The sequence below is a fragment of the Burkholderia sp. BDU5 genome, from assembly GCF_001522845.1.
GTDB lineage: Bacteria > Pseudomonadota > Gammaproteobacteria > Burkholderiales > Burkholderiaceae > Burkholderia > Burkholderia mayonis.
Genome location: NZ_LOWC01000173.1, coordinates 35348 through 55873 on the forward strand (window position 1 = coordinate 35348; position 20526 = coordinate 55873).

Genomic DNA, 20526 nt, shown 5'->3' on the forward strand with positions numbered 1-20526 from the left:
TCGAATCCAGGGTGGGAGATGGAGCCATGGCGTTACTCGAGGTCCGCAAGCAGTCGGCCAAGCACGACGGCGTCGGCATCGGCGGCGCCGGCATGCGCGTCCTCGGCGTCGAGGTAGTCGGCGAGCGCGCGGATCGTCGGATGGCGGAACAGCACCGCGAGCGGCACGGTGCGCGCGACCATCTGGTTGATGCGGGCTGCGACCCGCACGCCGAGGATCGAGTCGCCGCCGGCCTGGAAGAAGTTGATGTGGACGCTGGCGACGGGGTGGCCGAGGACGGACTGCCAGATGTCGAGCAGGGCGGCTTCGCGCGGCGAGCGCGGGGCGACGGCGGGAGTGTCGTCGTCCTGCCAGGCGGGGTGGGGCAGCGCGCGGCGGTCGAGTTTGCCGCTGGGCGTGAGCGGGAAAGCGTCGAGCGTGACGATGGCCGACGGCAGCATGTGGGCGGGCAGCGTGTCGGCCAGTTGTGCGCGAAGCGCGGCGCTATCGGCATTGCCGGTCACGTAGCCGACGAGTTGCTGCCGCGGCGCTTCGCCGTGCAGGGCGACGGCGGCGTTCTTCACGCCGTCGCAGGCGCGCAGCGCGGTTTCGATCTCGCCGGGCTCGATGCGGAAGCCGCGCAGCTTGATCTGCTGGTCGAGGCGGCCGAGCGGCTCGGGGCGGCCGTCTTCGCGCAGGCGGCAGAGGTCGCCGGTGCGGTACAGGCGTGCGCCCGGGGGGCCGTCGGGATCGGGGACGAAGCGCTCGGCGGTCAGGCCGGGTCGGCCGAGATAGCCGCGGGCGAGGTTGGCGCCGCCGATGCAGAGTTCGCCGAGGCCGCCGTCGGGGACGGGGAGGCCGTGTTGGTCGAAGACGCGCAGCACGGTGTGGGGCAGCGGATCGCCGTGAGTGATGGGCTGGCCGTCGAGGACGGGTGCGCCGGCCGAATAGATGGTGGTTTCGGTGGGCCCGTAGAGGTTCCAGAGGGTCACGCCGCGCGCGATGAGATCGGAGGCGAGATCGTCGGGGAGGGCTTCGCCGCCGCTGAGGCCGAGTAGCGGCGGATGAGCGACGTTGAGATCGTTTCGCCAGCCGGCTTCGACGAGCATGCGCCATCCGGAGGGGGTGGCCTGGAAGACGGTGGCGCGGGACGCGTCGAGGCGCTGGGCGAGCGCGATGCCGTCGCGCGCGGTGTGGGCGGAGACGAGTTCGACGGGAATGCCGCGCACGAGGGGGAGACAGAACTCGAGCACGGAGATGTCGAACACGGGGGCGGACTCGCTGAGCCAGAGATCGCCGTCGCGCAGGCCGGGCCGACGGGCGATGCTGGCGACGAGGCGATCGAGCGCGCCGTGGGTGACGCCGACGCCCTTGGGTTGTCCGGTGGAGCCGGAGGTGTAGATGACGTAGGCGAGCTGGTCGGGGTGGACCGGAGCAGGCGTAAAACGCGAATGGGCCGCTGCGCCGCGCAGTGCGGACGGATGGATGACGGCGAGCTTGTCGAAAGCGGCGGGATGCTGATCGATGACGGCGTGAGCGACCCGGGCATCGGCGAGCATGGCGGCGATGCGGGTTTGAGGATAGGCCGGATCGATTGGGAGATAGGCTGCGCCGGCCATCCAGACGCCGAGCATGGCGGCGATGAGAGCGGGGGTGCGCTCGAGGCAGACGGCGACGCAGGCATCGGGCTGCACGCGATAGGCGCGCAGGCGCTCGGCGATGGCGGAAGCCCAGTTGAGCAGTTCGGGACCGGTCAGGGAGTCGGCTTCGCCGACGAGTGCGATCCGGCCGGGGTGCGACGCGGCCATGTCGGCGATGCGTTGCGCGATGGGCATGAACGCATGGCCGTCGAGCGGCAGCGCCATCCGTAACGGCGCGCTCGGAACAAACGTTCGCAACTTCCGCTGCGCAGCTGCGACTTCCGGCGTACCGCATTGTGCGAGTTGCGTCAGCAGTTCGACGTAAGCGCGGGCCAGCCGGTCCACGGCGGATGCGTCGAGCCGCAGTCCGTTCCATTCCCATTCGAGTCGCAGCGTCGGCTTCGGAACCACCATCAGCGTCAGCGGATAGTGGGTTCGACCGGTCGACTGCACGGCGCTCACGTTCAGCGCGCCTTCCTCATCGGCGCCCAGCGCATCGAGCGCTGCGTCGAGCGGGTAGTTTTCGAACACGAACAGACTGTCGAACAGCGCGTCGCCGCTGCGTCCCACCCAGCGTTGCAACTGCACGAGCGGCGTGTGTTCGTAGCGCCGCAGGTCCGCGGCCTGTTGCTGCAGCCGGCGCAGCCACGCACCGACCTCCGCGTCGCCGGGCAGGTCGGCCCAGACGGGCAGGCTGTTGATGAACAGCCCCAGCATCCGCTCCGCATCGTCGAGCGCTTCCGGGCGGCCCGACACGGTGACGCCGAACGCGACCTGCTCGCGGTTCCCGAAGCGGGCGAGCAGCAGTGCCCACGCGCCTTGCATCACCGTGTTGAGCGTCACGCCGAACGTGCTGGCAGCGGCGCGCAACCGCGCGTCGAGCGTCGCGCCGAGTTCGCGTTCCGCGCGAAACGCGCCGGGCCGCGGCACGGGCGGCGGCGCGAGCGATGCGGTCAGTGTCGCGGGATCGTCGCAGGCCGCGGCTGCCGCGCGCCACCAGTCACGCCCGTCGGGCTGAGCCGCGAGCCAGTCGACGTACGCGCGATAGGGTGTCGTGCGGACTGCGTCCAGGCCTATCGCGTCGTCGAGTGCGGCGCTCGATGCGCGATAGGCTTCGCCGATTTCCGCCAGCAGCCGTGCCGCGCTCCAACCGTCGAGCAGCGCATGGTGCGTGGTCCACACGAGATCGTGCCGGCCGTCGGGGCGCGCGAACAGGTCGATGCGCATCAGCGGCGCGTGCGTCGTGTCGAAACCGCGCGCGAGATCGTCGCGCATCCATGCCGCGATGCGCGCTTCGTACGCATCGATGGTGTCGTCGCGCGCATCGTGCATGCCGAAGGGCAGCTCGACGGTTCGTTCGACGACCTGCCACACGGTATCGTCGCGCCATTCGAAGCGGGTCCGCAGGATGTCGTGGCGGGTCGCCGCGCGCTGCCACGCGGCGCGCAGGCGCGCGACATCGAGCGAGCCGGCGAGCGTCAGGCGACGCTGCGTTACGTACATGCCGCCATTGTCGTCGTGGTTCTCGCGTTGGGCGAGGCTATGGAACAGCAGGCCCTGCTGCATCGCTGTTGCCGGATACGCGTCCTGCACCTGCCGCGGGTCGAAGCCGAGCGCCGCGAGCGCATCCGCGTCGAGCGGCGTCGTGGCCGGCGGGGGCAGCGCGCCGGCTGCATCCGGACGAAGCGGCTGGGCGAGCACGGCGAGCGCGCGCACGGTAGGCTGCGCGAACAGGTGGCGCGACGTGATGACGAGGCCGGCACGGCGCGCTTGGGCGATGATCCGGAACGCGTTGATCGAATCGCCGCCCGCCGAGAAGAAATCATCGTCGATACCCAGCGCGGGCTGGTGCAGAACCTGCCGCCACACATCCAGCAGCGTGCGTTGCAGCGGCGTGTCGGGCTCGGCGGCGGCGCCGGCCGCGCCATGCTCGCGCGGCTCGGGCAGCGCACGGCGGTCGATCTTGCCGTTGCGGGTCAACGGCAGCGCGTCGAGCACCACGATCGACGCGGGCACGAGCGCCGCGGGCAGACGGGCGGCGAGCGCATCGCGCAGGGTTGCCGCGTCGAGGGCCGCGCCGACCGCGTACGCGATCAGCCGTGTCCGTTGCGACGCATCGGGCCGGCCGATCGCCACCGCGTCGCGCACGCCCGGCAGCGCGCGCAGATGCGCGGCCACTTCGGCCGGTTCGACGCGATAGCCGCGGATCTTCAACTGGTCGTCGGTGCGGCCGAGGAATTCGAGCTGGCCGTCGTCGCGCATGTGCGCTTCGTCGCCGGTGCGATAGAGGCGTGCGCCTGCGACGAACGGGTCGGGGATGAACCGCTCCGCGGTGAGCGCGGCCCGCCCGCGATAGCCGCGCGCGGCGGCGTGTCCGCCCGCGTGGATTTCGCCGCGCGCGCCCGGCAGCGCGGGATGGCCGTCGAGATCGAGCAGGCAGACGCGCGCATGGCCGAGCGGCTCGCCGAGCGGCAGCGCGCCGTCGGCGCCGCGTTGCGACGTCGTGACGCCGATCGTCGTCTCCGTGGGGCCGTAGTGGCCGAGGATCGCGCAATCGGGCCGCAACTGCGCGACGCGTTCGAGCAGCGTGCCGCCGGCTGCTTCGCCGCCCAGCAGCAGCGCGCGGCGCGGCAGGACCGAGGCGGCGTCGGCGGCTTGCAGCAGGCCTTCGAGATGACTGGGCGCGATCTTCAGCAGGTCCGCCGGATGGGCGCGGCACCAGTCGGCATACCGGTCGGCGTCGAACGCACGCGCGTCGTCGATCAGGTGCAGCGTCCAACCCGACCAGAGCGCGGTCATCAGCGTCGAATGGCCGAGGTCGGCGGCGGGCGTCGACAGGTAGGCGGCGCTGCTTATGCCGTCGGGCAGCCGCGAGAGCAGCGCGTCGACGTACGCGGCGAGCGCCCGGTGCGACACCAGCACGCCCTTCGGTGTGCCGGTGGAGCCCGACGTATAGATCAGGTAGGCGCCGAGATCGGCAGGCAGCGCGGCGGGCGAGGGCAAGGCGGCATCGGCGGCCGGTGCATCGGAGCCGGTTGCGGCGGCGGCGACGAACGCGACGTCGGCGGGGCGCCAGCCGGCGTCCGCTTCCGCGATCACGCAGTGCGCGCCGGCATCGCGAATCTGCCAGCCGAGACGGCCGGCCGGCGCGGACGGATCCAGCGGCGCATACACGCCGCCCGCGCGCCAGACCGCGAGCATCGCGACGACCAGCTCCGCGCCGCGCGGCAGTACGACCGCCACGACCGTCTCCGTGCACACGCCGCCCGCCACGAGGCGAGCCGCGAGCTCGGCGGAGCGGCGCCAGAGCGTCGCCCAATCGAGCGCCTGCGTTGGGTCGCGCAGCGCCATTGCGCCGGGCTGGTGCGCGGCATGCCGCGCAACGCGCGCCAGCAGGCCGCCGTGCCATGCGGGGGCCGACGGCGCGGCGCCGCCGTCGGCGGGCACGTGCACCGCGCCGAGCGGGCGCGCCGCATCGGCAGTCAGCGCGGTCAGAGCGAGCTGAAGCTGCGCGAGCAGGCGCCGCAAGGTCGCGTCGTCGAAGTGCCGCGGCTGCGCGGCGAGCGTCAGGGTCAGTTCGTCGCCCGGTACGGCGATCAGACTCAGCGCAAAGTGATTGCGCCCATCGTGCGCGTGGCCGTCGGCGCCCGCGGCGAGGCGTTCGATCGCCAGACCGCCGGCGAGCGGCGCGCGCAACGACGCATCGAGCGGATAGTTTTCGAATACGAAGATGCTGTCGAACAGCGGCTCGCTCGCCGCCCCCGCGATCTCGTGCTGCAGGGTCGCGAGCGGTGTTTGCGCGAGCGCCTGCAGCGCCAGATTGCTTGCCTGCAGGCCGTTCAACCAGGCGTGCACGGTTTGTGCGGGGGGCAGCGACACCGATAGCGGCAGTGTGTTGATGAAGAGTCCGGCGGTGTCGCCGGCACCCGGCCAGCCATCGCTGCGCCCGGATACCGTGACGCCGAACGACACCTCGCGGCGGTTCGCGTGGCGCGCCAGCAGCCAGGCCCATGCGCCTTGCACGAGCGTGTTCAGCGTCACGCCGCAATCGCGCGCGAAACGCTCGGCGTGTGCGTTCAGTGCGGCGGGAAGCCGGATCGTGTGTTCGAGCGGAGGCGGTTCGCGACTGGGGCCGGGCGCGGTACGCAGCGGTGCGGCGGCGGTTGCGCCGGTAAGCGGCAGCGGCGTGCGCGACCAGCCGGCGAGCCGCTCGCGCCAGGTCGCGAGCGCCGCCGAGCCGTCGCCGCGTTGCCGGTCGAGCCAGCGCACGTAGTCGCTGAACGCCGGCGCTGCGGGCAGCGCGCGTAGCCGTTGCGTCGAGGGGGGCGCGTGGCGCGCGGCGTCGTACGCGCGCAGCACGTCGCGCAGCACGAGCCCGATGCTCCAGCCGTCGAGCTGCGCGTGATGGAAGCGCCAGACGAACCAGCGGCAATGCGCGCCGCGCTCGATCAACCACAGTTGCGCCTGCGACGCATGCTCGAAATCGAAGCTGCGGGATTGTGCGTCGCGCCAGTGCGACGCAAGTGCATCGCGTGCCGTGCATTCGTCCAGATGGCGCCAGTCGAGCTTCTGCACCTTCACGTCCGCCCGCGCATGAACCAGCTGCACCGGCGCATCGAGTCCCTCCCATCGGAAATCGGTGCGCAGCGCGGCATGCCGGTCGACGGCGGCTTGCCACGCGGCGGCGAACGCATCGGTGTCGAGCGGTCCGTTCAGCTCGAACACGCGCTGCAGATAGTACGGGTCGCGCGTCGCGCGCTGCGCAAGCGACAGCAGCCCTTGCTGCAACGGCGTGGCGACGCAGAGATCCTGAAGCGCGGCGCGTTGTGCGGCCGTCAGACGCAGCGCGTCGGCGAGGGCGCGATCAGGCATCGCGGGCGCCGGCCGGTCGTCGCTCTGCACGGCGCTCGCGGCGGGTGTCGCGACGCGGGCCAGCCGTTCGACGGTCGGATGTTCGAATACCTGCTTCGGCGTGACGACGAGGCCGGCGTCGAGCGCGGCGCCGGCCACGCGCAGGCTGACGATCGAATCGCCGCCGGCCGCGAAGAAGTCGGTCGTGACGCCGAGCGGGCCAGTCGGCAGCAACGCGCGCCATATTTCGAGGAGACGCGCCTCCGGTGCGTTGCGCGGTGCGACGGGGCTTTCCGCGTCGTTGTCGGGCGCCGGCAGCGCGCGCCGGTCGAGCTTGCCGCTCGACGTCAGCGGCAGCGCGTCGAGCTTGACCCACGCGGCGGGAATCGACGGGGCCGGCAGGCGCTCGGCAAGCGCGTCGCGCCAGCGCGCGGGATCGGCCGCGGGTTGGTCCGCGCACACCACGTATGCGACGAGCCTCGGCGCGCCGCCGTCGCTGCGCAGCGTGACGGCGGCATCCTGGATGCCGTCCAGCGTGCGCAGCGCGGCCTCGATTTCCGCCGGTTCGATCCGGTGTCCGCGCAGCTTGATTTGTTGATCGAGTCGACCGAGATAGTCGAGCCCGCCGTCATCACGCCGCCGGCACAGGTCGCCGGTTCGATAGAGCCGCGCGCCCGGCGGCCCGAACGGATCTGGTACGAAGGTCGCGGCGGTGGCGGCCGCTCGGCCGAGATAGCCGCGGGCGAGATTGTCGCCGCCGATGCACAGCTCGCCCACCGCGCCGGCGGGCGTTGGCAGCGCGTCCGCGTCGAGCACGCGCAGCACCGTGTCATGCAGCGGCCGGCCGAGCGTGATGGGCTCGCCGGGGGCGAGGGGCGCCATGCTCGACCAGATCGTCGTTTCGGTCGGGCCGTACAGGTTCGAGAGCGTCAGGCCGCGCGCCAGCAGCGCCGCGGCGAGATCGGTCGGCAGCGCCTCGCCGCCGCACAGCGCCTGAAGCGGGCCGCGCAGCGCGAGGCCGGCGCGGGCTTCGCTGGCGATCAGCATGCGCCAGCCGGCCGGCGTCGCCTGCATGACGGTGGCGCGACTGTGCGCGAGCAGACGCAGCAGCCGGGCGCCGTCCAGTACCGTTTCGCGTGTCGCCAGTTCGACACAGGCGCCGCGCGTGAGCGGCAGATGCAGTTCCAGTCCCGCGATGTCGAAGGACAGCGTGGTGACGCTGAGCCAGACGTCCCGCTCGCCGAAATCCAGACGCTCGCCGACGCTCGCGAGCAACCGGTCGAGGCTGCCGTGCGTGACGCAAACGCCCTTCGGTTCGCCCGTCGAGCCGGACGTATAGATCACGTAGGCGGCTTGCCGCGGGTCGACAGGTTGCGGCCAGCCGCGAGGCGCTTCGTCGTCCACGTCGTCGGTGCGCACCAGCGTGCGGCCCGCAAGGCAGCCGGCGAGGCGCGCGGCACCGGCCGCGTCGGCGACGACGAGATCGACGCCGGCGTCGTCGAGCGTGCGGCTCAGCCGCTGCGGCGGATGGCTCGGGTCGAGCGGGACATAGGCGGCGCCCGTCTTCGCGATGCCGTAGAGCGCCGCAACCATCGCGCCGGAGCGCTCGACGCATACGCCGATACGGTGCTCCGCCTGCACGCCGAGCGTCATCAGGCGACGGCCGATGCGGTTCGACCACGCGTCGAGCGCCGCATAGCTGAGCACGTCGCCGTCGCAACGCACCGCCGGTGCGTCAGGGCGTCGCGCGGCCTGCGCGGCGAGACGCGCGCCGATCGGCTGAAAGCGGTGATCGGCGAGACGGTGCGGCGTTTCGTGCGAGGCGACGGCGGCTGGCAGGTTCCCGACGGCCGAGTCGCCGGCCGCGCAGAGTGCGGCAAGCATGTCGCGCCAGCCGTCCGCGACGCGGGTCAGCAGGGATTCGGTGATCCGCGCGCGATCGGCCAGCCAGACGACGCGGCCCTGCGCGTCGTTCGACACCAGCATCGTCAGCGGGTAGTGGGTCTGTTCGACCGACGCCACGCCGCTGACCGTCAGGCTGCCGAAGCGGCCGCGCAACGCGGCATCGACGGGATAGTTCTCGAACACCAGCAGGCTGTCGAACAGCATGTCGCCGGTCCTGCCGCTCCAGTGCTGAACGTCGGCCAGCGGCGTGTGTTCGGCGGCATGGCGCTCGCCCTGTGCGGCGTGCAGCGTGCGCAGCCACGCCGAGACGGGCTGTGCGGCCGGCACTTCGATCCACACGGGCAGGCTGTTGATGAGCAACCCGACCATGCGCTCCACGCCCGGCAGTCCGGCGGGGCGCCCCGAGACCGTCGTGCCGAACGCGACGTGGCGGCGATTGCCGCGCCGCGCGAGCACCAGCGCCCAGGCGGCCTGCACCAGCGTGTTGACCGTCACGCGGTGGCGTTGCGCCGCGGCGCGTACTTGCTCGACGAATGCGCCGCCGAGGATCTGCTCGCGGGTGAGCACCGCGTGGGGCGCGTGGCCAGGCGTGCCGGCGAGCGACTGATGCTGGAGCAGGGGCGCCGGTTCCGGGTGGCGCGCGAGCTGCGCGAGCCACCAGTCGCGCGGCGGCGTTTGCGCCGCGAGCCATTCGACATAGCGCCGATACGGGACTGCGTCGACGTCCGGCGGCGTGCGGCCGGCTGCCCGCGCGGCGTAGTCGTCGGCGATCTCACCGAGCAGTTGTGCGCTGCTCCAGCCGTCGAGCAGCGCGTGATGAATCGTGCGAACCAGATCGTGGCGTCCGTCCGGCCGCGCGAAAAGCGCGATGCGCAGCAACGGCGCGCGAGACAGATCGAAGCCGCGCCGCCGGTCGGCTTCGCACCATGCGTGCAGCGCCTGCTCGTATTCTTCCGGCGTGCGTGCGGACCAGTCGAATGCGTCGAACGGCAGCGCGACACGGCGCTGTACGATCTGCAGCGGATCGGCGCCGCCGGGGACGACGAACCGCGTGCGCAGAACGTCGTGCCGCGCGACGGCCGCCTGCCACGCCTCGCGCAGCGCGTCGCGTTGCAGCGCGCCATCGAGCGTCAACCGCAACTGGTTCACGTACACGCCGTGTTCGCCGTCCGACAGCGCATGGAACAGCAAGCCCTTTTGCAGCGGCGTCGCCGGATAGACGTCCTGCACGTTTTCGGCGTCCGGCAGCAGCGCGTCGAGCGTGGCCGCATCGAGTCGAGCGAGCGGAAAATCCTCGGCGTCGAGTGGGCGCGCCTCCGTCATGCAGCGGCGGGCGAGCGCGGCCAGCTGCGCTTCGAAATCGGCCGCCAGCGCGTGCGCGGTGTCGCGATCGATCCGTCGCGGGTCGTAGCGCAGCGCGACCGTCAGACGCTGGTTCGATACCCAGGCGTTGATGTCGAGCGCATGGTCGAGCGGGGTCGCGGCACTGACTGCTTCGCCGACTGCTTCTTCCATCGCGAACGACAGCCGGCCCGCCAGCGCGCCGGTGCTCGGCAGGCTCTCGTCGAAGCGGCCCAGGTAGTTGAAGCCGATCTGCGGGGCCGGCAGCGTATCCGCGAAGCGTGCGCGCACGCGATGCCAGTGGACGCCGCGTTGCGGAATCGCACGCAGTGTGCGGCCCGCGGAAGCGAGCGGATCCGCTTGCAGGTCGCACCACACCGGGAAGCGGGTGGTGAACCAGCCCACCGTGCGACTGACGTCGCGCGCCGGATCGTCTCCCGCTTCGCGACCGTGTCCTTCCAGTGCGAGGAGCGCGCCGCGCGCGCCGCTCCAGCGCGCGAGCGACGCATTCAGCGCGGCGAGCAGCAGCGCTTCGGTGCTGGTGCGCGCGGCGGACGGTGCGTCGCGCAGCAGCGTCGCCGTGAGGGCCTCGGGCAGATGCAGCGTGTGCGTCGCGCTGTCGCGCAGCAGCGGCCGCGCATGCGGGCCCGCCATGGGCGCGCCGGTGACGATCGCCGCAGCGTCGTTGCCGGGCAGCGCGCCGCGCACGTCGGCATCGCGCAGCATGCGCTGCCACGCGGCGAACTCCTGGTCGAGCGCAGCCGCATCCGGCGAAATCTGCTGATGCCCGACCCATCGGCTCCACGGCAGGCTCGACGGCGGGATGACCGGCGCATGCTGCGCGAGCGGGTCGTAGGCCTGCCGGAACGTGTCGAGCAGCACGCGCCACGATACGCCGTCCACGGCCAGATGGTGGATCGTGAACAGCAGGCGGCCCTCGTCGCCCCGCAGGCGGACATACGCCGCCTTGAACAGGCGGCCGGCCCGGATGTCGAGGCCGCGTTGCAGCGCCGTGCCGATGTCGAGCAGACGCGCGGGCCATTGCGGCGAGTCGCTCGCGTCGTCGAAATCGACGACGTCGAGCAGCGCCGCCGTGCCCGGCACGTGCTCGGGCGGCCTCACCTGTTGCCGCCAGTCGTGCGCGTCGCGCAGGAAGCTCAGGCGCAGCGCGTCGTGTGCTCGGACGACGGCGTGCAGCGCCCGTTCCAGTGCCGCCGGATCGAGCTCGCCCCGCACGCGAAGCGCGATCGTCTGGTTCCAGTGCGATTCGCCGTCGGGAAAGCGCTCGAAGAACCACGCCTGCATCGGCGCGAGCGGCAACGGATCGTGCCGTTCCGCGACGGGCGCGGAACAGGGCGATCCGTCTCGTGCGACGTCGGACGCGAGGGCGGCCAGCCGGGCGATCACCGGCTGCGCGTAGAACTGCTGCAGGCTGAAATGAATGCCGCGTTGCGCGGCGCGCGCGACCACCTGCAGGCTCAGGATCGAATCGCCGCCGATTGCGAAGAAGTCGTCGTCGACTCCGATCGCGTCGGCGCCGAGCACGGTGCGCCAGATGTCCAGCAACTCGGCTTCCCGCGCGGTGTGCGGCGCACGGCCGGCGCGACCGCCGACGTCGTTGGGTTCGGGCGGCTCAGGCAGCGCATGACGGTCGATCTTGCCGTTGAGCATCAGCGGCAGTGCGTCGAGGCGCATCAACGTCGACGGCACCATATGCGACGGCAGGCGCGTCGCCAGCCGGTCGCGCACGGCCTGCAGATCGAGCGACGCCGCGCCCGTCACGTATCCGGCCAGCGTCACGCGTCCGTCCTTCGCACGCGCTTCCACGGCCGCGTCGCGAACCCCCTCGCATTGCCGGAGCATGGCTTCGATCTCGCCGGGTTCGATGCGAAAGCCGCGCAGCTTGATCTGCCGGTCGATCCGGCCGAGAAAATCGATGCCGCCGTCGGCGCGCTGGCGGCACAGGTCGCCACTGCGGTAGCAGCGCGCACCCGGCGTTCCGTCCGGGTCCGGCACGAAGCGCTCGGCGGTCAGCGCCGGCTGGCCGAGATAGCCGCGCGCGAGCGTCGCGCCGCCGATGCACAGCTCGCCGACACCGCCGGGCGGCACGGCGTTGCCGTCGGCGTCGACGACTTGCGCGCTGCGCGATGCGAACGGCTTGCCGATCTGCACGACGGTCTGTTCCGCGTCGGCTTCGCTGGTGCGGTGGCGCAGGCATGCCACCGTCGTTTCGGTCGGACCGTACAGGTTGTCGACGTGAATCGCGCGCAGCGGCCCCGCTTGCCAGCGCGCGAGCGCATCGCCGGGCAGCGCTTCGCCGCCGACCGTGATCTGCCGCAGCGCGGCGAGCGATGCGCGCGCCGGCGGCGTTTGCAGCCATTGCTGCCAATAGGCGGTCGGGATGCGGGCGAACGTGACGCGAGACTGGCTCAACTGCCGGCTCAGCGTGGCCAGATCCCACGACTGAGGGCCGCGCATCACGACGCGGCCGCCTTGCAGCAGTGCGGGCAGCATTTCGTGCAGCGCGACGTCGAAGTTGATCGTCGACGATTGCAGCTGGCAATCGCGCTCGGTGATCGCGTAGGCCGCGATGAAATCGGCGAGGTGCAGCGACAGCGCGCGATGGCTGATCGCGACGCCCTTGGGCAGGCCGGTCGAGCCCGACGTATAGATCGCGTAGGCGAGCTGCTCCGGGTGTGGCGGCGCGAAACGATGCCGGGTGCGTACCGGGTCGCGACGCCGTGCCGCGTCGATGTCGAGCGGCGTGCAGGCGTCGAATACGTCGGCGAGCCGCGCGAGGCAGCCGGCGTCGCCGACGACAACCTTGACCCGGGCGTCGTCCAGCATGTGCCGCAGGCGTGTCTCGGGGTAGACCGGATCGAGCGGCACGAATGCCGCGCCGGCCTTCCAGACGCCGATGAGTGCTGCGATCATGCCGAGTGAGCGCGCGGTGCACAGGCCGATGCAGGCATCGGCGGCGACGCCGAGGTCGAGCAGGCCGTGCGCGATCCGGTCGGACCACTGATCGAGTGCCTGATACGTCAGTGCTTCGCCGTCGCATTCGAGCGCGATCCGCTGCGGCCAGGTGTCTGCCGCTCGCGTGAACAGTTCGGTGACGGACGCGGGCGCGGCGGCGTCGTGCTGCGCGCGGCCGGGCGCAGGGGCGGGCCGGCGCAGCGCGACGTCGCGCAGGTGACGCGCCGTGCCGTCGGCCACTTGTTCGGCCATCGCGAGATAGGCGTCGGCCAGTTGCTCGATCGCGCCGCCTTCGAACGACTCGAGCGGGTAGTCGAACGTCAGTTGCACACCGGTGCGGTCGCGGTGGAGGTTCAGCGCGAGATCGAACGGCGTCGCCTCGGCGCCGTGCTCGAAGCGCTGCAGTTCAAGCGTGGTCGACCGCAGCGCACGGCGCCAATCGACCTGGTCGAAATTGAACACTGCCTGGAAAAGCGGTGCGCGGCGCTGTTCGCGCGCGGGCTGCACGGCAGCGACCACGCGGTGGAATGGCACGTCCTGGTTGGCTTGCGCGTCGAGCAGCGCGTCGCGGGCGGCGCGCAGCAGGTCGTCGAAGGGCAGCGAGCCGGCGAGCGCGAGGTGAACGACTACCGTATTGATGAAATAGCCGATTGACGCATCCGCGTCCGCGTCGCGCCGTGCATTCATCGGTACACCGATCCGGACGGCGGGTTGGCCGCCGTAACGGTAGAGCAGCGCGGCGAAAATCGCCATCAGCGTCATCGGCAGGGTGGCGCCGTGGCGGCGGCTCAATGCGTCGATACGCGCGACGAGCGTCGCGGACAGGTGTCGCGTGATACGGCCGCCCACCGTGTCGCCGGCCGCGTGGCGGCGCGTCGCCGGCAGGATCGGCGCGGGCTGCTCGCCGCCGAGGCGCGACCGCCAGTAGTCGAGTTGCGCATCGGTTCTCTCCGCGCTCAGCGCGCGGCGCGCGCGCTCGATCGACGGGAAATACGTGGATCGCGCCGGCGTGCTGGCCGGCGCATGTCTGTCGTAATGGCGGAACAGCGATTCGACGAGAAGCGCGAGCGACCAAGCGTCGGCGATGATGTGATGCAGCGTCAGTTGCACGATGTGCTCGTCGGGGCCGATCCGCAACAGCGCGACGCGCAGCAGCGCGTCGCGGTGCAGATCGAAGGGCGCATGCGCGATCGCGATCAACTGATCCTGCAGATATGCCTCGCGGCTTGCCGCGTCGAGCGACGAGAAGTCGGCGTCGTGCCAGTCGAAGCGAGGCGCCGCCGTGCGGATCTGGCACGGCACGCCATCTTGCTCGTCGAAGCGGACCCGTAACGCATCGTGATCCGAGCCGGCGCGGACAAGCGCATCGCGCAAGCGTGCGGCATCCAGCACGCCGCGGGCGCGCAACGCGCCGGATACGTGATATGCGGTGCTGGCCGGATCGAGTCGCCACTCGAAATACAGACCTTCCTGGGCCGGAGAGAGCGGGAGCGGCACGCCGTCCGTCACCGGCAGCGCCACGGCCGGATCGGGTTCGGCATCGGCGTGCGGGTTCACGTCGAACGCGGCGTCGAGGTCTGCATCGCCGAGATGTCGCGCAAGCCGGGCAGCTTGCGATGCGATCGTACGGGACTCGAACACGATGCGCGCGGAGGTTGCGGTGCGACAGACTTCGCCGATGCGTGCCGCGACGCGCGCGGCCTTGAGCGAATCGCCGCCGAGCTCGAAGAAATCGTCGTCCACGCCGATGGGCGAGTGTCCGAACACGGCCTCCCACACTGTTGCGAGATGGCGTTCCGCGGCCGACGACGGCGCGCGATACGGGGCCTGTCCGCGCGCGGCGCCGGCGTCGTTCGATTGCCGATAGACGGCGACGGTGGACAGCGTGCCGTCGCGCCAGCCCGACGCGCACGCGCTACGGCGCAGCTTGCCGCTCGACGTGCGCGGGAGCATGCCGGGCGCAAGCAGCAGGATCACGCTCGCCGGCTCGCCGTGCGCCTCGGCGACGGCCCGGCGGATCTGCGCGAACAGCTCGCCGGGGTCGGCCTTCGCGACGGCATGCGGCACTTCCGCTGCGATGCCGATGCCTTCCGCTCCGCCTTGGTCGACCGGGAAGGCGATGACGCGCCCCTTGCGCACGCGCGTGACCTGCTTGCCGAGTGTCGCCTCGATGTCCTGCGGATAATGATTCTGCCCGCGGACGATGATCAGATCCTTGACGCGCCCGGTCACATGCAATTCGCCGTCCAGCATGCAGCCGAGGTCGCCCGTGCGCAGCCACCGGCCTGCGGTATCCGCGACGAACGTCTCGGCGCTTGCCGCCGCGTTGCAACGGTAGCCGGTGGCGACGCTCGGCCCGTTGACCCATATCTCGCCGATCAGCCCTTCGGCGAGCGGCGCATGCGTGCCGGATTCCACGATGCGCACCGCATGGGCCTGTGCGACGCGTCCGCAGCTGACCAGCGCGGCGTGCTCGTTCGCGCGCGCGGCGGCGCCGTCGGCGAGCGCGGCCGTAGCGACATGGCGGACCGTCATGCCCTGGCCGGGCTCGGCGCCGCTGACGAACAGCGTGGCTTCGGCCAGCCCGTAGCAGGGGAACAGCGCGCTTTCGTCGAAGCCTTGTTTGGCGAAGCGCGCGGAGAACTGCGCGAGCGTCTCGGCCCGGATCGGTTCGGATCCGCAGAACGCGACCCGCCAGCGATCGAGCGCGATGCCTTCGAGCTGCGCGTCGCGCACCCGTTCGGCGCTGAGCTGGAACGCGAAATTCGGTCCGCCGCTGACCGTGCCGCCATACTTGCCGATCGCTTTTAACCAGCGGGCCGGCGCCTCGAGAAAATGCTGGGGCGCCATCAGCACGACCGGAAAGCCGGTGAACAGCGGCGCCAGCAAGCCGCCGATCAGCCCCATGTCGTGAAAGAGCGGCAGCCAGCTCACCATCGTGTCGGCGGACGTGAACGCCATCGCCGCGCCGATCGCGCGTTCGTTGGCGGCCAGATTGGCGTGACTGACCATCACGCCCTTCGCGGCGCTGGTCGAGCCGGACGTGTATTGCAGAAAGGCAATGGTGTCGCCGTCGATGCGAGCGGCGCGATCCGCCGCTGTTTCGCTGGCGGCCGGCGTCGGCGCATCGATGCACAGCGTCAGTGGTGAACCGGCTGTACCGTCGGGGCGCGGGCGGTCGGCGTCGAGTGTGCGGACAGCGTCGACATGCGCTGAGTCGGTGACGAGCAGGCGCGGTTCGGCATCGTCGAGAATCGACAGCAGTCGCTCGAACGGCTGAACCTGAGCGGGCTCGGGCGGATACAGCGGCACGGCGATGATGCCGGCGTACAGGCAGCCGAGAAAGGCAACCGCGTAATCGAGGCCGGACGGCAGCAGCAGCATGGCCCGCTCCTCCGGCGCGGCATGCACGAGCAGCGTGGCCGCGAATTGCCTTGCACGCGCATCGAGCTCGCGATAGGTCAGCGTGCGTTCGTCGGTTTCGCCGTCGGCGAGAAATCGGATCGCGATTTGCTCCGGCTGCTGCGCGACGTGCTTCGACAGCGCCTCCAGCAAGGTGACCGGCGCGGACCGGGGCGCTTCGATCGATTCGGCCGGCCCGTCGGCGGATGGCGTGGCGGCCTGCTCGCGCGGCGGCGCGCCATGCGTGATGCCGTCGGCGCCCGCTGCGTCACCGTGGCGATGCGCGTCGATGGCGGCTTGCATCAGCCCGGGGTTGCGCCGCAGGAACGGGCACGCGCCGAAGTTCGGCACGTCGGCGTCTTGCAGGAAATACTGCTTCCATTCGCGATTTTCCGTATCGCCGAAGTAGCCGAGATCGGGGTGAGGCGGCACCTCGTCCCACACATGCAGGCGGCGCCGGACCTCGGTGCGCGCCTGGGTGCTGATGGCCCGATTGGTGACCTTGTCGACGAACACGGCGCGCGGCTGGAACAGCAGCACCATGCCGGGCCCCAGATTCCGGCTGTGGCGCTGGCCGAAGGACGGGCACGCGCAGACCACGAAGGTTTGCAGGCCGGCGAACGAAAATTCCCAGTCGGGGTGCGATGGATCCAGCTGCTCGCCGACCTTCGGGTCGGGATCGTGATCGTGCAGGTACTGCAGCGTGTGCCAGAACGCGTCGTGATACGCGTCGTGAGACAGCGGCTGTGGATCGGGTTCGAAGAAGACGGCGATGTTGTTCTTCTCATACTGCGGTTGCGTGGCCAGCTCGGCGAAGGTGGCCATGGTCGCGGGCAGCAGCGAGATGTCCTTGCCGTCGACCCACGAATAGAACATTTCGCCGCGCTTTTCGGCCTGTGTGCCAAAGAAGCATGGATAGCCGGGATCCATGACGTCGGCGCGCATCCGTTCGTATGACGTCGTCAGCCAGTCGGGAATCGGGCGATCGAACGCGTGGGCGCCGACGCGCCGGCCGCTGATGATGCGGGATTGCCAGTCGGCCGGGTCGATTGCATCGCCTTCCGGATCAGGGCGAACAGGGTCCTTGTCAGACAGCATCAAATGCTCCAGATGTGCGTGTGCTTGCACCGGGGCGCCGCGTGCGCTCCGGATGGCTCGGTCCATGAGGGGAGGCTCTGCGTCGAGCCTTCAGCTGATCGGCGGAGCGGCTTGCCCCACCGATCGACGACATCAGGTTGCGACCGCCGTCGTGGCCGCTCGGGCGGTTGCCGGAGGGGCGAGCTCCGCGATCCATTCGTCGGGAATGATGGGCTGGTGGTAGGTGCACGAATCCGACGTCACGGTCGAGCCGTGCAGCCGGCCGTCAGGTATCAGCACCATGTCGCCGGGGTGCATGGCGAGCTCCATCCCGAGGTTGCCCCAGAACAGCATGTCGCCGCTTTCGATCACGACGAGCCGGTGCTCGTTGTGCACGTGCGTGGTTGAACAAAGTTCATGCGGCTCGATGAACGTATCGCGGTCGATGTCCGGATGGTCCATTTCGATCTTGTCGTAGATCTGGCGTGCGTAGTCGCAGTACGTAGCGATCGACGACAGCCAGTCGAGTTGCTCGCCGAGATCCCAGCGGGCTCGCTCGGCCAGGCGTTGCGCGCCGGCCACGCCCTGCGAGAACTGATGAAGCGCACGGGCGCCGTGCCGTTCCAGGAGCGTTTCGACCGTCCGTTCGAAACGGAACCGCAGCGCCTTGCCCAGTGCGATCAGATCGTCGCCGGCCGCGAGGTTCGGCGCGATGTGCGCGCAGGCCTTGAGCAGGGCGCCGCCGAACGCAAGATGTTCCGCTTCGGCGACGAATGCCGAGCCGGCGAGCGCGAACGCGCGATCCGGCCGGGAACCGAGTGCGTAGAGCAGGTTGCATCTGGCCAGGGTGGTCGGCAAGTAGAACTGCCAGTACGAATGGGTCTGGCGCGTGACGCCGCACATCGCGGCGATGCGCGCGAAGCGGGTATCGTCGGGTAGTGAGCTCGCAAGACTCGGGCGCAGCTCGCTTGCGAGCCAGTCGAAGTAGCCGGAGCCGGCGGCGCGTGCGAGCGCGGCGCGCCGCGATGGCAGCGTCGCCCAGCGTTGCAGCACGATGAAACGCAACCCTTCCTCGAGGAAGTGGCGTTGCAGCAGCTTCTCGAAGCGGGCATGCCAGAACTGGAGCTCGTCGTGCAGCGTTGCGTCCAGGCGCGCGCTCAGCATCTCGAGCGTCTCGGCGGGCCGCGCCTCGTTGCCCAGATATTCGAACGCGTAGGCTTCGAGGTAGGGCCGCAGGCGCGCCCCGAGAATGCGCGGCTCGTCGGCATAGAACGCGGCCCAGCGCTGCTGGTCGCTTTCGTCGAGCCCCGGCGCGCGCGCAATGTCGAGCTCGTTGATCGTCAGCAGCGTACGCTGGCTCGCGAGCGACGGAAGGCGGCTGACGTTGCCGGCCCGCACTGGCTTCTGATACTGCAGGAAGTTGAAATCCTCGGGGCGCAGCGGGCGCCGGTAGAAATCGTCGTTCAGCACCAGCTCGTCGACCGTCGCGCTGCGAAACGGCTCGTAGGTCGCGAATTCACGCAGCAGCGCGAGGAACATGTCCCGATGCGCATGCTGCGCGGAAAAATTGAATAGCGGCAGTGAGTCTCTCGAATTCATGAAAAGCGGCTCCGATTATCGGAATTGGCCGGCACGCAGCGGACATGCGGATGACTGCGCGCCCATCTTCGTTTCAGTCGACCGGCTGAATATCGGCGTGTGTTCGATGCGACAGGGCGTTGTTCAGGGATACTTCGATCGTTCCGATCAAATCGGCACGATGACTGTTGATGAAAAAATGGCCGCCTTCGAACATCGAACGTTCGAAACCGCCGTACGTTTCGTCTCGCCATGCGTCGAGTGTCGCGATATCGCGCGTGTCGTCGTCGTGACTGCCGCCGAACGCATGAACCGGGCAGCGGAGCAGCGCCCGTGCACCGGCCCGTGGCAAGCGCCAGGTGCCGTAAAGATGGAAGTCGTTGCGCACCACGGGCAGGATCAGTTCGACGAATTCGCGATTCGCAAGCAGTTCGGGCGCGGTTTGTTCGAACGACCTGAGTTCGTCGAGCACGTCGCTCTCGGAGCAGGTCAACCAGTCGGATCGAGGTGCGTGGTGCCGAGGCGCGACACATCCCGACACACCCAGCCAGCAGGGCTCCGAGCCCGTCCTGCGCCGCAGTTCGTGCGCCAGTTCGAACGCGATCAACGCTCCGAGGCTATGCCCGAACAGTGCGTACGGTCGGTCGGGGGCGGCTTGCACATCCTTGCTCAATCGATCGATCAGCGACGACCAGTCCGGGATCAGCGATTCGTGATGGCGGACGCCGCGGCCCGGCAAATGAATCGGCGCGATGCGCAGCCACGCTGGTGCGAGGCGCGGCCAATCGCGGAAGATCGCGGCCGCTCCACCCGCATACGGCAGGCAAAACAAGGTGATCGATTGCATGGAGACGGATTAGTGCGTGGTTGGCGCGGTGGAGGGCGTGTCGTCGGCCTGGGTCGATGCTTCCATTGCACGACGCAGGCTGAGCGGGCGCATGTCCACCCACACTTCGTCGATATAACTGAGGCATTCGGCCTTGCTGCCCTGCTTGCCCGCGGTCCGCCAGCCTGCTGGCAGACTCTTGTAGGTCGGCCAGATCGAGTACTGTTCTTCGTGATTCACGACTACGTCATAGACGGTGTTTTCATCGCCCCAGCTCATGATGACCTCATTAGTTATCCGAAATATATGACAGGGTCATATAGTCGGATGAGGGTTGAAATGAAAATGAAATGATTTTCTAGGGAATTCGGCAAGGAGGTTAAGATTCCTTACTGATTCATAACGGCTTGCGAGAAAAGGCTGGCGTTATACATGGAAAGCAGAATAGGGTACCCGCGAAAGCTCGTCAAGAAATGAGAATCATTCTCATTTAAAATTGGATTCGCGGAGTGGAACGCATCCCGACGTTGGTCTGCGTCGAACGGGTCTGCCGATGGCCTGCACCGTCGTATTGCCGATTCGGCGGAAGTTCTGCATGACCGATGGCGAGACTGACGTGATGTCATGCCAAGGCGAATCGGGTTCGGTCGTTGAAGTATTTGGCGATTTTGATTCGTTGAAACCACGCTTGGCCCGACCGATTGATCGCATCCGTCGGAGCGGAGCGGGGCGGCAGCAGCCAACTGTGTCTGCTCAGATCGGAGTCGTGCGATCCCAGTCATTATCCGGACACCGGCATGGACGATTTGCTTCGTGCGGTCTGCCGGACACCGGACGGGATCGAGAGCAGCGATCCTTTGTGGTCATCGGCACGTTCAGGCTGCCCAGGTCGGATAACGTCGGCAGCCTGGAGAATATAGATGGCAGCATCACGCGTTCGGCCGGATCGCG

At 69.7% G+C, this 20526-nt stretch carries 4 protein-coding genes; all 4 read right to left on the reverse strand.

Translation table 11 applies throughout. The features are described from left to right. Positions 1-32: 32 nt before the first annotated feature. Positions 33-17192, reverse strand: a complete 17160-nt coding sequence (locus tag WS69_RS29090) for a non-ribosomal peptide synthetase (RefSeq protein WP_059474101.1) — start codon at positions 17190-17192, stop codon at positions 33-35. 132 nt (positions 17193-17324) lie between these two features. Then, a complete protein-coding gene (locus tag WS69_RS29095) occupies positions 17325-18770 on the reverse strand; it encodes a peptide synthetase (protein ID WP_059474102.1) in 1446 nt (481 codons plus the stop codon). Positions 18771-18843: 73 nt separating this feature from the next. Then, on the reverse strand, positions 18844-19596 hold the full coding sequence (locus WS69_RS29100; RefSeq protein WP_082716595.1) for a thioesterase II family protein: 753 nt from the start codon (positions 19594-19596) through the stop codon (positions 18844-18846). Positions 19597-19605: 9 nt separating this feature from the next. Next, positions 19606-19854: an MbtH family protein gene (locus tag WS69_RS29105; RefSeq protein ID WP_059474104.1), complete on the reverse strand. Its 249-nt coding sequence runs from the start codon at positions 19852-19854 to the stop codon at positions 19606-19608. Between the last annotated feature and the right edge of the window lie 672 nt (positions 19855-20526).